The following is a 12871-nucleotide window of genomic DNA, read 5'->3' as shown; positions in this document are numbered from 1 at the left end:
CCGCCCGACCCGACCATGCCGCGCCTGCCTGCCCCAATCGTCATCTGCCTGTGCCTGACCCTGCTCGCCGCATCCGCGGCGCAGGCCGGCAAGCTGTATCGCTGGACCGACAAGAGCGGCATCACCCATTACGGCGATCGCGCGCCGTCCGCGGCGCCGCCGTCGGAGGTCAAGGTGATTCCGTTCCGCGCCGAGCCCGGCGCGATCGCGCGGCTGCGCGTGCAGCAGGACGGCGACCGCTACCTGGCCTGGGCCGACAACAGCCTGTCCGGGCCGGTCGAGGTGCAACTCGATTTCACCCACAGCAACAACATCGCCGGCAATCCCAGCCTGCCCGCCAACGCCACCGTGGACGCGCGCGGCAGCGCCGTGATCGCCGTGCTCAGCGCCCAGGACCCGACCCGCGGCGGCGATTTCGAACTGACCATGCGCAGCGTGCCCGGCGACCCGCGCGCCCGCGCGCGCAACGTCGAGTACCTGCTGCCGCTGCAACAGCAGCAGTTCCGCATCGACCAGGGCTACGGCGGCCACTTCAGCCACACCGAGCCCGAACACCGTTACGCGATCGACTTCGCCGCCGACATCGGCACCCCGGTGCTGGCCGCGCGCGACGGCGTGGTGATGCAGGTCGAATCGGATTTCGACAAGGCCGGGCTCAACCTGGAGAAGTTCGGCGACCGCGCCAACTTCGTGCGCATCCTCCACGACGACGGGACGATGGCCCTGTACGCCCACCTCAAGGCCGACAACGGCGTGATCGTGCGGGTCGGCCAGCGGGTCCGCGCCGGCCAGCAGATCGGGCTGTCGGGCAACACCGGTTTCAGCACCGGACCGCACCTGCATTTCGCGGTGCAGATCAACCGCGGCATGCGCCTGGAGTCGATTCCGGTGCGGATCAACGGGCCGCAGGGGCCGTTGCGGCTCAGCGGCGGGACGCGCTGAGGAGTCGGGATTCGGGACAGCCTCCAGGCTCCGAGGTCTTTTGTGGGAGGGCCTTCAGGCCCGACGCTGTTCGGTCCGACGCCGCGATCTGAGAGAAAAGCGTCGGGCTTGAAGGCCCTCCCACAAAAGACCTCACACAACGGCCCGCCGGCTGAGGCCCCCTGTGGACGGCCTTCGACAAGCCTCCCCAGCCCCGCCGCCGTCCACAGGTATAATCGCCGCCTTTCCCTTACCGGCCGACGCGCCCCCGGCGCGCCGTACTCATGTCCGAAGTCTCCCAACAAGCCCTCCGCCGCCGCACCTTCGCGATCATTTCGCACCCCGACGCCGGCAAGACCACGCTGACCGAAAAGCTGCTGCTGTTCGGCGGCGCGATCCAGATGGCCGGCAGCGTCAAGGGCCGCAAGGCCGCGCGCCATGCGACCTCCGACTGGATGGCGCTGGAAAAGGAGCGCGGCATCTCGGTGACCTCGTCGGTGATGCAGTTCCCCTACGAAGACCACATCGTCAACCTGCTCGACACCCCCGGCCACGCCGACTTCGGTGAGGACACCTACCGCGTGCTGACCGCGGTCGACTCGGCGCTGATGGTCATCGACGTGGCCAAGGGCGTGGAGGAACGCACGATCAAGCTGATGGAAGTCTGCCGGCTGCGCACCACGCCGATCATGACCTTCATCAACAAGCTCGACCGCGAAGGCAAGAGCCCGATCGACCTGCTCGACGAAGTCGAAAGCGTGCTCGGCATCCAGTGCGCGCCGATCACCTGGCCGATCGGCATGGGCCAGCGCCTCAAGGGCGTGGTCCACCTGATGACCGGCGAAGTGCACCTGTACGAACAGGGCCGCAACTTCACCCGCCAGGATTCGACCATCTTCGCCTCGATCGACGACCCGGCGCTGGAAGCGCGGATCGGCGCGCCGATGCTGGCCGAACTGCGCGACGAACTGGAACTGGTCGAAGGCGCCTCGCATCCGTTCGACAAGGCCAAGTACCTGGCCGGCGAACAGACCCCGGTGTTCTTCGGTTCGGCGGTCAACAACTTCGGCGTGCAGCTGCTGCTGGACTTCTTCGTCGAGCACGCGCCCTCGCCCAAGCCGCGCGAGACCACCACCCGCGACGTGCAGCCGGCCGAGGAAAAACTCAGCGGCTTCGTGTTCAAGATCCAGGCCAACATGGACCCGCAGCACCGCGACCGGGTCGCGTTCATGCGCATCTGCTCGGGCAAGTTCAACGCCGGCATGAAGGCCTTCCACGCGCGCACCGGCAAGGAGGTCAAGCTCGCCAACGCGCTGACCTTCATGGCCTCCGATCGCGAGATCGCCGAGACCGCGTTTCCCGGCGACGTCATCGGCATCCACAACCACGGCACGATCTCGATCGGCGACAGCTTCAGCGAAGGCGAGCCACTGTCGTTCACCGGCATCCCGAACTTCGCCCCGGAACTGTTCCGCCGCGCGCGCCTGCGCGATCCGCTCAAGCTCAAGCAGTTGCAGAAGGGCCTGGCGCAGTTGTCGGAAGAAGGCGCGACCCAGTTCTTCCGCCCGCTGATGAGCAACGACCTGATCCTCGGCGCGGTCGGCGTGCTGCAGTTCGACGTGGTCGCCTATCGGCTGAAGGACGAATACGGCGTGGACGCGAGCTTCGAGCAGGTGAGCGTCGCCACCGCGCGCTGGATCCGCTGCAACGACGCCAAGAAGCTCGAGGAATTCCGCGACAAGAACGCGCTGAACCTGTCGCTGGATGCGGCCGGGCAACTGGTCTACCTGGCGCCGACCCGGGTCAACCTGCAACTGGCGCAGGAACGCGCGCCGGGCGTTGAATTCCTGGCCACGCGCGAACACGCGCATGCGGTGGCGCTGGACTGATGTCGCCGCTGCGCCGGTGGTGGACCTACTTGTTGAGCAAGCGCAGCGAAGTCGCCGCGCTCGACTACAAGGACGCCTACATGGCCAAGGTGATCGTGGACATCCACCGCCTGCGCAGCGACAAGACGCAGGCGATGGTGCCGCTCCGGGCGCTGCATCCGATCCACGGCATCGACCGCGAATCGGCGCTGCAGGCCACCCGCGCGCGGGCGCAGGCGCTGAGCGCGCGCCGCGACGAATTGCTCGCGCACGGCCGGCTCGATCTGGCCGCGTTGAACGAGATCATTCCCTCGGTCTCGCAGATCAAGGTCGTGCAGGACGGCGAGCGCTGGCTGGCGTTCGAAGGCAACGGCCGTCTGTACGCGATGCGCGAGGCCTTCGGCGAGGATTGCGCGCTGCTGGTCGAAGTCGAGCAGTACCGCTTCGCCCGACCGCACAAGATCCAGCGCCGGCTGCGGCGGATCCGGCGGCTAAACGCGCTCGAGTGAAGGCGGCGCGGCGTGCGGGCGTCCGGGTCGTCCATTTGTGTAGAGAAGGCGCGGCTTCGCCGCTGCGATGAATGCGCGCTCGGCGTGGGTTCGGCAACAGGTGCGACGCGTCCAGATCGCGATCCCGCCGCATGGGTATCGCCCGGCGCCCGGCCTGTCGCCCCGCTCCACTGAGCCGATCCACGACCCAAGCCCGGCCCCACGTGACCGAAGTCGCGAAACCGAATCCACGCTGTCTTGCCGTTGCGGTCGATTCGCATTCGCGCCGAGCATTGGCCCCAGACCGCGCTAGGATGCTGGAATTATGACCATCGCCCATGCCCCCGCTCACGGCGAGCACTCGATCCGCGAAGAGATCGCCAATGCCCTGACCCACGGTCTGGGCGCCACCGCGGCCCTGGCCGGCGGTGCGGTGATGATCACCCTGGCCGCGCTGTACGGCGACGCCTGGCAGCTCGGCAGCGCGATCGTGTTCGGGATCAGCCTGCTGCTGCTGTACCTCGCCTCGACCCTGTACCACGCGATCCAGCATCCGGTCGTCAAGGGCCGGCTGAAAGTCTTCGACCATTGCGCGATCTACCTGCTGATCGCCGGCACCTACACCCCGTTCACCCTGATCGGCCTGCGCGGCCCGTGGGGCTGGGGCCTGTTCGCGGCGATCTGGGCGCTGGCCGTGGCCGGGATCGTGTTCAAGCTGTTCTACACCGGCCGCTTCAAGCTGCTGTCGACCATCATCTACATCGCTATGGGCTGGCTGGTGATCGTCGCGGCCAAGCCTTTGCTCAACGCGCTCGACGCCTCGACCCTGGGCTGGCTGCTCGCCGGCGGCATCTGCTACACCCTGGGCACGGTGTTCTATCACCGGCCGTCGTTGAAGTATTCGCACGCGATCTGGCATCTGTTCGTCGTCGGCGGCAGCGTCTGCCACTACATCGCGGTGCTGTCGCAGGTCGTGCCGGCTTCGCGGCTGATTGCCGGGACCTAACCCGCAGGCGTGAGGCCGGGCGCCCGATCCACGGCGCCCGAACCGGCTGAACGCCGCACGCTGCGTCGACGACGCATTCACTCTCGCTTTACCGGCGTGTGGCGATGGTGGGTCCAACCTCACCACAGGTCCCGCCGCGCGGGCCGAGAGGGCGCTGCGCCGTGTTGCGGTCGCATCGCCGGTACGCCCCGGCCTTCGCGCTTACGCGATGAGCACACCCGATCCGAACATTTCCACTTCCACCAACGCCGCTGGCGACAGCGCCGATCAAGCCGCGGCCGCGCGCGGCTGGTACGCGCCGGTACGCCGCCATCCCTGGCTCAGCCTGCTCGGCCTGATCGCGCTGGCCATCGCGGTGCTGATCGCGCTGTGGGACTGGAACTGGTTCAAAGGCCCGATCGAACGCCAGGTCGAAGCGCGCACCGGACGCAAGTTCGAGATCGACGGCAACCTCGACGTCGACCTGGGCCGGGTGTCGGTGATCCGCGCCGACGGGCTCAGCTTCGCCAATGCGGCGTGGGCCAAGCAGCCGATGATGGCGACCGCGCAACGGCTGGAACTGTCGCTGGAAGTCTGGCCCTTGCTCAAGGGCGACATCCGCATTCCCGACATCCGCCTGACTCAGCCGCGAGTCAATCTGCAGACCGATCCTAAGCACGGCGGTAACTGGGTGTTCGAACGCGGCGGCGGCGGCGAGTTGCCGACGTTCCGCAAGATCTGGATCCAGGACGGCCGCATGGAATTCCTCGACCCGGCCGGCAAGACCGACATCCGCCTTGCCGTCAACAGCCGCCAACCGCGCCGCGAAGACGCCGCGCCGCCGGTCGAGGTCGACGGCGGCGGTCACTGGAAAGCCAACCGTTTCACCATGGAGGGCCGCGCCGAATCGCCGCTGGAACTGAGCAACAGCGAGAAACCGTATCGATTGAACCTGCGCGCGGTCGCCGGCGCGACCCGCGCGCATGCCCGCGGCGAACTGGTCGACCCGTTCCATCTGCGCGACTTCGACCTGCAGTTCGCGCTGGCCGGCAAAAACCTCGCCGACCTGTATCCGCTGATCGGCGTGGCGATTCCGCCGACCCCGCCGTACGCGCTCGACGGCCGCCTGCGCCGCGACGGCGTGCGTTGGAACTACAACGATTTCACTGGCAAGGTCGGCGACAGCGATCTGGCCGGCGACGCCAGCGTCGACACAGGCGGGCCGCGGGTGTATCTGCGCGCCGACCTGATTTCCAAACGCCTGGACTTCGACGACCTCGCCGGTTTCATCGGCGCGCCGCCGCAGACCGGTCGCGGCGAAAGCAGCAATCCCGAACTCGCCGCGCAGAATGCGCAACTGGACGCCAAGCCCAAGCTGTTGCCCGACACGCCGTATCGGCTGGACAAGCTGCGTTCGATGGACGCGGACGTGAAGCTCAAGGCCGCGCGGATCAACGCGCCCGGCTGGCCGCTGGACGACATGCAGGCGCATCTGCTGCTGGAAAACGGCCTGCTCAAGCTCGATCCGCTGAATTTCGGCGTCGCCGACGGCGACATCCGTTCCAACATCACCATGGACGCGCGCAACGCCACCATCCGCACCCGCGCCGACATCAACGCGCGCGGCTTGACCCTGTCCAAGCTGCTGCCTGGAGTGAAACTGGCGCAGGACGCGGTCGGCAAGGTCGGCGGGCGCATCGCCCTGAGCGGCAGCGGCAATTCGATCGCCAAGATGCTCGGCAGCGGCGACGGCAGCATCGCGGTCGGCATGGGCCAGGGCCAGATCAGCAACCTGCTGATGGAATTCGCCGGCATCGATCTGGCCGAGATCCTCAAGTTCAAGTTGACCCGCGACCGCAAGATCCCGATCCGCTGCGCGTTCGGCGACTTCGCCGTCAACGACGGGGTGATGACCGCGCAGTCGCTGGCCTTCGACACCAGCGACACGGTGCTGGTCGGTGCCGGCACGATCAGTCTGCGCGAGGAAAAACTCGATCTCACCATCCGCGCGCGCCCGAAGGACCGCAGTTTCCTGTCGCTGCGCGCGCCGCTGATGGTGACCGGCACGTTCAAGCAACCCAACGCGCGTCCAGACTACAAACGCCTGGGCCTGCGCGGCGCGACGGCGATCGCGCTGGGCACCATCGCGCCGCCGGCGGCGTTGTTGGCTACGTTGGAGTTGGGGCCTGGCAAGGATGCGGGCTGCGCGGGGCATGTGGTGAATTGAGCGGGCATAGCCCTCGAGCACTGCGGCATTTTTCAACGAATTTACTTACCAAGCGCATTGCCAGACATGCGCAGCATCAACACTGCCGCCATTACCTCAACTCAAATTCTGGTTGCAAGCTGACCTGGGCTTTGGCTTTGGCTTGAGCCGGAAGTCTCGGTCCCCATCCAGCGCTGCAACGCTTGTAACTCGCGTTAGCACACGGACACCCGGAGGACGGCTTGCAGGATGCATGCCGCCCTTCGGGTGTGCTTTCGCTAACGCGAGTTACATGCTTCGCGGCGCTGGATGAACTGCGCGGCTTCAAGCTCAAGCAAAAGCTGCATGGCCTGCCTGTAGGAGCGGCGCAAGCCGCGACTGCGCCATTGCAACAACTTCGCCACTTACGTCGTGACTGAATTCTCGCGGTCGCGGCTTGCGCCGCTCCTACAGGGAGGTCATGAGCTTGGACCTCATTTCAGCTATCGCCTCCAGTACTGCGATGCTTTAACTCACGAGAACAAAAGCACGCACGCACAGCGACACGCATGGATGCGCGTCACGCATCAACTCAGAAGTTGATCGACTTCGTAAAGTCCGCGGTGTCATAACTCAGATAGAGCGGGCTATCGCTGCCATCGGCATTGGTCTGCATCAGATCGAAATCGAGCCCGCCATCAGGCCGACGACGCTCGGCCACCACGCGCAAGCGCCGCAAGCAAGATGACAGATCGCTGGAAGAACTGATCACGGTCGAGCCGGTGTCGAAAGCGACATGCCGCATGGATACTTCGCGGCCGGTACTGCAACGTCCCCCGTCTTGTTTCGGGTCGCTGGGCGCTTCCAGGCGCAGCACCACGTCGTAGCGATCGCCCTGATGACCTTGCGCGACGATCACGGCCTTGTCGAATTTCCCTGCTCGCGTGCCGAACACGTCGGCCACGTTCAGTTCGATGCTGCGCTCGGACACGCCGTAAGTTACCGTGCCCGCGTCGGGCGAGATGGTGGCGGTCACCGGCCCCTTCGACAGGTCAGGCGGCACGGCCGCAACAGCGGGTTCAGGCGATTTATCGGCCTCGGGCGATTTGGCGCCGCAGCCGACCAGAGCAATCATCAGCACGGTCGTCAGGCCGATTGCAATGCGTTGCATCGAGATCATGCGTTTCCTTCGCTCAAGTCAAAGCGGCTCGAGTCTACGTCAAGCCGCAAAGAAATGGCTTGCAACGATCAGCTGGCGATATAGCGCTGCAACTGATCCAGTTCCACCTGCTGATCTTCGATCACCGCCTTGACCAGATCGCCGATCGAGACCACGCCGATCACCTCGCCACCTTCCAATACCGGCAAGTGGCGGATGCGCCGTTCGGTCACGATCTGCATGCAGCGCTCGGCGCTGTCGCCCAGGCTCACGCTGACCACCTGCGCGGTCATGATGTCGCGTACCGGGGTGTCGGCCGAGGAACGGCCCTGCAGCACAATCTTGCGTGCGTAGTCGCGCTCGGACAGGATCCCGGCCAATCGCGATCCGTCCATCACCAGGACCGCGCCGATCCGTTTTTCGGCCATCAATCGGATCGCGTCGATGACCGGCGCATCGGGGCCGATCGCGAAAACCTCAGCCGCCTTGGCGTCCAACAGCTGTCGTACGGTGCGCATTGCGGTCTCCTTCCACGAGCTGGGGATCGAGCTGGGGATGATCGAGCTGGGAAAACCGGGTCTGCCCCGAGGATACTCCTGCCGCGGGCTGCCAGGTGTCGACGAGGTACAGCGGCCGCTGTTTGGATTCTTCGTACAGCCGGCCCAGGTATTCGCCGATCAGGCCCAGCGCGATCAACTGCACGCCGCCCAGGAACAGGATCACCGCCATCATCGTCGGCCAGCCCTGCACAGGATCGCCGAACAGCAGCGCCTTGATCACCACCTTGAGCGCGTACGCAAACGCCACCAGCGCCGTCGCCAGCCCCAGATACGTGGCCAGCCGCAGCGGCGCGGTCGAGAAACTGGTGATGCCTTCCAGCGCCAGGTTCCACAGCCGCCACAGATTGAACTTGCTGGCGCCGGCCACCCGCGGTTCGCGGTGATACGGCACCGCGATGCGGTTGTAGCCGATCCAGCCGAACAGGCCCTTCATGAATCGATGGCGCTCGCGCAATTGCCGCAGCGCGTCCAGCGCGCGCGGCGAGAGCAGGCGGAAATCGCCGGTGTCTGCCGGGATCGGCGTGCGCGACAACCGTCCGATCACCCGGTAGAACGCATGCGCGGTGCCGCGCTTGAGCCAGCCTTCGCCTTCGCGTTCCACGCGCGTGCCGTAGACGTCGTCATAGCCTTCGCGCCACAGCGCGACGAATTGCGCGATCAGTTCCGGCGGGTCCTGCCCGTCGGCGTCGAGGATCAGCGCAGCGCCGTCGTCGACCAGATCCAGGCCGGCGGTCAACGCCGCCTCCTTGCCGAAGTTGCGCGACAGCCGCAACAGCGACACCCGCGGATCGGCCGCGGCGATCGCCTGCAGGATCGGCCAGGTGCGGTCGCGGCTGCCGTCGTCGACGTACAGCACGCGGCCTTCGACGCCGTCGGCCTGCAACGCGTCCAGCGCCGCGGCGATGCGCGGCTGCAGCAGGGGCAGGCTGGCGGCCTCGTCGAAGGCGGCCAGGACGACGGTGACGCGATCGCGGCTCATGCCGCGCATAGTAGCCGCGGGCGCGCCGCGGCGGCTTCACTCGATTTGCTTGAGGTACTCGCTGCCGCCGATGTAGCGCATCTGCCGCTGGATCGCCCCGGCCCGCCGCTGCACGTACGGTCCCGGTCTGGCGATGCTGTAGCGCTTGGGATTGGGCAGCACCGCGGCCATGCGCGCGGCTTCGGCCGGCGCCAGCCGGCTGGCGTCCTTACGGTAGAAGGTGCGGGCCGCGGCCTGGGCGCCGTACACGCCGTCGCCGAATTCGGCGATGTTGGCGTAGACCTCGATGATCCGATGCTTGGGCCACATCGTCTCCAGCAGCAGCGTGTACCAGGCTTCGATGCCCTTGCGGATCCAGCTGCGGCCGCTCCACAGGAACAGGTTCTTGGCGGTCTGCTGGCTGATCGTGCTGCCGCCGCGGACCTTGCGGCCGCGCTCGTTGTTCTTGCGCGCCTTCTCGATCGCCTTGAGATCGAAGCCGAAATGTTCGGCGAAGTTCTGATCCTCCGAGGCGACCAGCGCCACCGGCAGGTTCGGCGAGATCTCGTCCAGATCGCGCCAGTCGTAGGCCAGGCGAAAGCCGAAATCGCCCGAACCCCAGGCTTCGAACTGGCGGATCATCATGAACGCCGAGAACGGCGGATCGATGAAACGCAGGCTCGCGACCTGCAGGATCGAGGCCAGTACGAACAGGAACGGCAGCGCGATCAGCCAACGCAGCCAGCGCCGCAACCGGCGCGGACGCGGCGCGCTCTGGCCCGGGCCGCTCGCGGCGTCGACCGGACCGGGCCCGGGATTGGCGCCGGACATGGCCCGGCTCAAGCCTTGCACCGTGCCATCGCCGTCCCCACTGTTGCCGCGTGGCGGCAAACCCGCGTTCGTGATCTCCACTCCGATCGCATCGGCATAGCCTTCACCTCCCCCCTCACAGAATCCCGCGCATTATCCGCGATGCCGAGGCCGCTGGCTTCGGAATGCGCGCGATCCGCGCCGCAGCCGCCAGAGTACGACGATGACCGACGCCCATCCCGCCGCAAACACCGCCCACGGCACCGACACGCCCGGCGAGCGCGACCGCCTGACCCGTTTCATGATCGAAGCGGCCGGCGTGCGCGGCGTGCATGTCCGCCTGCACGACACCTGGCGGCAGATCTGCGAGCGCGCCGAGTACCCGGCCGCGGCCGCGCAGCTGCTCGGCGAAGCGGTCGCGGCGGCGGCCTTGTTCACCGGCCACGCCAAGGTCGACGGCCGCCTGTCGGTGCAGTTGCGCGGCAACGGCGCGCTGCGCACCTTGTTCGCCGAATGCACCGCGGCCGGCACCTTGCGCGGCATCGTGCAGTTGTCCGAGGACGGCGGTGAAGTCTCGCGCGACCTGCGCGACCTCGGCCCCGACGCGATGCTCGCGATCACCATCGAAAACCCCGGCCTGCACGGCCGCGATCCGGTCCGCTACCAGGGCCTGGTCGGGCTGGAGTCCGACTCGCTGGCCGGCGCCTTCGAGGGCTATTTCCGCCAGTCCGAACAATTGCCGACCCGGCTGCTGCTGGTCGCCGACGAACACCAGGCCGCCGGCCTGATGCTGCAGAAGCTGCCCGGCGACGAAGGCGACGACGACGGCTGGGTCCGCGCCGGCGCCCTGTTCGACACCCTGCGCAGCGACGAACTGCTGACCCTGCCGGCCGCGACCGTGCTGAACCGCCTGTTCCACGAGGACGGCGTGCAGCTGCTGGGCGACAAGCCGCTGGGGTTCGCCTGCTCGTGCTCGCGCGAACGGGTCGAAGCGATGCTGGTCTCGCTCGGCCGCGAGGAAGCCGACGCCGCGGTCGACGCCACCGATGGCGAGGCGCACATCCGTTGTGAGTTCTGCGGCCAACGCTATGGTTTCGATCGCAACCAAATTGCCGACCTGTTCGCCGCCGCTGCCGTGCAAATGCAGGCTCCGCAGCGAGTACAGTGAGCCTGTCGAGTGCCGATCTGGGACCGTTTTCAGATTGTTAAATAAACATAAACCGGCTATAGTCGACGCCAAGGAAATGGGGAACTCGGCCGGCTTCATCCGGTCTTAACGTCAGTCCGCGCTCAACCACACACTCAAGGTATGCCCAAGCATCTGCGCTCATTGCCGCTTGCCCTGCTGCTCGCCCTAGGCGTGGCAACGGGCGCGCATGCGCAGAGCAAGCGCGATACCACCTACCTGCCGGTGTGGAACCAGAACAACGGCAAGCTCGAATACGTGCTGCAGCTGGAACCGGCCGAAAAGCAGGCCGCCGGCGCGCGCTGGAAGTCCGGCGCCAACACCTTCGATGCGACCCTCGGCCTGGACGGCGGCGATGGCCTCGGCCTGGTCTGCGATCGCAAGACCGGCCTGGCCGGCGCGATCGGCAATCTCGCCAATCACTGCTTGCTCGCCGCCCTCGACGAAGACGCCGACCGCGCCAATAACCGGCAGTTGTCCGCGGGCGCCAGCCTCAGCCGCCCCGGCGGCAAGGTCGGCGTGGCGATCGGCAGCGGCCGCGACGCCCTGCCCGGCTGGCTCAGCCCGAACAACCGCAACAGCCGGGTCGATCAGAACACCCTGACCGTCTACGGCCAGAAGAACATCGGCCGAGAGGCGATGGTCTCGATCGGCGGCACCTGGGCCCGCGCCAAGCTGATCCCGGCCGGCGAAATGCCCGGCCTGGCCGATCGCTGGAGCAGCAAGAGCATCACCATCGGCGCCGGCATCGGCAATTTCGGCGCCAATATCGTCGGCCGCGTGGTCGACACCCCCGGCCAGCCCAGCCAGTGGGAAGGTCTCGGCGTCGGCCTGACCTGGCGTACGCCCTGGAGCGGCCAGCTCACCGTCGGCGCGGAAAACGTGGTTACCCGCGGCAAGAACCCGTTCGCCCCCGGCAACGGCGAGAAAGACGAGGGCACCGTGCCTTACGTTCGTTACGAACAGGATCTGTGATCCCGAGGCGCGCTTCGCGCCCGCTCCTTGTTTCGCGTCCGCTGCTTATTGCTCCCGCGCTTGATTGTTTACCGCTTGATCTAGCGGTTGCAGGCGTGTGATTGCCTGCCTCTACGACGCCAACGCCACCACACCGCCAATACCTCGACCTCGACCTCGACCTCGACCATCGATCACTGGCCGATACGTTTGAGCGTCCGCACGGCTCCGGTACGGCGGGCTGATTCAAGCACGTCCAGTCCGGTCGCACGGCGCGTGGCACGGCGGAATCCTCAGCCCAGACCACAGACTGGTCGAACGAAGGCACCTAGAGCGGTGCCTGGATGTGGCTTCACTCCGTCTACGCCACTCCTAAGCAAGTTCACCCGTACCTGGCACTTTTGACGTGCCTAATGAGCCTTGCGTTGCGCCCGTCCTTCTGACGTGTGCGCGCTTGCCCGGCCATCACCGCTCATTGTGCGCCGCAACATAAATAGAGCTCGACCGCTCATGGTCGACCATTTCGTCGACCTCCACTGACTTCTGCCGAGCGCACCTGACCTGGATCGCCACAAGCCCTGTCCGCACCCGCGCGCACAAGCCGGAACGTCCAGCGCGCGAATCGCCGAAACCCCTGAAAATAAGCGATTGGCCGGGAAAAAATGCTTGCGCGGACGGCCACGCCAGCACGCCTGAAATACGCCTGTTTCTGCCCTGGACCCAAGCAGGGCAACGCTCGTCTGGCACTTCCAGGCCGCCGAATTCCACCCTGCATGGGCGCCCCGTGAAGCCCCGCC

11 protein-coding genes are annotated in these 12871 nt (G+C 66.7%); 7 read left to right on the top strand and 4 right to left on the bottom strand.

Features of this window, described 5'->3' with window-relative positions:
- Positions 1-15: 15 nt before the first annotated feature.
- The 5 genes from AC3A4T_RS13075 (at position 16) to AC3A4T_RS13055 (ending at position 6489) form a co-directional block, all read left to right on the top strand.
- Entirely contained in the window at positions 16-942 is a 927-nt protein-coding gene (locus tag AC3A4T_RS13075; protein WP_487675784.1) for a peptidoglycan DD-metalloendopeptidase family protein, read from the top strand.
- Between the two features lie 263 nt (positions 943-1205).
- A complete protein-coding gene (locus tag AC3A4T_RS13070) occupies positions 1206-2810 on the top strand; it encodes a peptide chain release factor 3 (protein WP_487675783.1) in 1605 nt (534 codons plus the stop codon).
- Positions 2810-3298, top strand: a complete 489-nt coding sequence (locus AC3A4T_RS13065; protein WP_487675782.1) for a hypothetical protein — start codon at positions 2810-2812, stop codon at positions 3296-3298. The genes AC3A4T_RS13070 and AC3A4T_RS13065 overlap by 1 nt, the downstream gene beginning before the upstream one ends.
- A 304-nt stretch (positions 3299-3602) precedes the next feature.
- On the top strand, positions 3603-4283 hold the full coding sequence (gene trhA / locus AC3A4T_RS13060) for a PAQR family membrane homeostasis protein TrhA (RefSeq protein WP_487675781.1): 681 nt from the start codon (positions 3603-3605) through the stop codon (positions 4281-4283).
- A gap of 208 nt (positions 4284-4491) precedes the next feature.
- On the top strand, positions 4492-6489 hold the full coding sequence (locus AC3A4T_RS13055; protein ID WP_487675780.1) for an AsmA family protein: 1998 nt from the start codon (positions 4492-4494) through the stop codon (positions 6487-6489).
- Positions 6490-7039: 550 nt separating this feature from the next.
- Here AC3A4T_RS13055 and AC3A4T_RS13050 read toward each other — a convergent pair.
- The 4 genes from AC3A4T_RS13050 to mtgA form a co-directional block, all read right to left on the bottom strand.
- Positions 7040-7627, bottom strand: a complete 588-nt coding sequence (locus tag AC3A4T_RS13050; protein ID WP_487675779.1) for a hypothetical protein — start codon at positions 7625-7627, stop codon at positions 7040-7042.
- A gap of 68 nt (positions 7628-7695) precedes the next feature.
- Positions 7696-8124, bottom strand: coding sequence for a CBS domain-containing protein (locus AC3A4T_RS13045; RefSeq protein ID WP_487675778.1), 429 nt, complete (start codon positions 8122-8124; stop codon positions 7696-7698).
- On the bottom strand, positions 8084-9145 hold the full coding sequence (locus AC3A4T_RS13040; RefSeq protein ID WP_487675777.1) for a glycosyltransferase family 2 protein: 1062 nt from the start codon (positions 9143-9145) through the stop codon (positions 8084-8086). The genes AC3A4T_RS13045 and AC3A4T_RS13040 overlap by 41 nt, the downstream gene beginning before the upstream one ends.
- 36 nt (positions 9146-9181) lie before the next feature.
- Complete coding sequence (gene mtgA / locus AC3A4T_RS13035) at positions 9182-9955, bottom strand: monofunctional biosynthetic peptidoglycan transglycosylase (RefSeq protein WP_487675776.1); 774 nt, start codon at positions 9953-9955, stop codon at positions 9182-9184.
- Positions 9956-10157: 202 nt separating this feature from the next.
- Here mtgA and hslO point away from each other — a divergent pair, with 202 nt between their 5' ends.
- Together hslO and AC3A4T_RS13025 are read left to right on the top strand one after the other, a co-directional pair.
- Entirely contained in the window at positions 10158-11102 is a 945-nt protein-coding gene (hslO, locus tag AC3A4T_RS13030) for an Hsp33 family molecular chaperone HslO (RefSeq protein WP_487675775.1), read from the top strand.
- A 177-nt stretch (positions 11103-11279) separates the two neighbouring features.
- Complete coding sequence (locus AC3A4T_RS13025; protein WP_487675955.1) at positions 11280-12095, top strand: XOO1806 family protein; 816 nt, start codon at positions 11280-11282, stop codon at positions 12093-12095.
- Positions 12096-12871: the final 776 nt, after the last annotated feature.

This window comes from Lysobacter sp. Soil_N_51, from assembly GCF_057655755.1.
This window is presented reverse-complemented; position numbering and strand designations above follow the sequence as displayed.

Coding starts and splice junctions, on each gene's coding strand:
- trhA (WP_487675781.1), top strand. CDS start 3,603: ATGACCATCGCCCATGCCCCCGCTCACGGCGAGCACTCGATCCGCGAA.
- AC3A4T_RS13075 (WP_487675784.1), top strand. CDS start 16: ATGCCGCGCCTGCCTGCCCCAATCGTCATCTGCCTGTGCCTGACCCTG.
- AC3A4T_RS13045 (WP_487675778.1), bottom strand. CDS start 8,124: ATGCGCACCGTACGACAGCTGTTGGACGCCAAGGCGGCTGAGGTTTTC.
- AC3A4T_RS13055 (WP_487675780.1), top strand. CDS start 4,492: ATGAGCACACCCGATCCGAACATTTCCACTTCCACCAACGCCGCTGGC.
- mtgA (WP_487675776.1), bottom strand. CDS start 9,955: ATGTCCGGCGCCAATCCCGGGCCCGGTCCGGTCGACGCCGCGAGCGGC.
- AC3A4T_RS13070 (WP_487675783.1), top strand. CDS start 1,206: ATGTCCGAAGTCTCCCAACAAGCCCTCCGCCGCCGCACCTTCGCGATC.
- AC3A4T_RS13065 (WP_487675782.1), top strand. CDS start 2,810: ATGTCGCCGCTGCGCCGGTGGTGGACCTACTTGTTGAGCAAGCGCAGC.
- hslO (WP_487675775.1), top strand. CDS start 10,158: ATGACCGACGCCCATCCCGCCGCAAACACCGCCCACGGCACCGACACG.
- AC3A4T_RS13050 (WP_487675779.1), bottom strand. CDS start 7,627: ATGATCTCGATGCAACGCATTGCAATCGGCCTGACGACCGTGCTGATG.
- AC3A4T_RS13040 (WP_487675777.1), bottom strand. CDS start 9,145: ATGAGCCGCGATCGCGTCACCGTCGTCCTGGCCGCCTTCGACGAGGCC.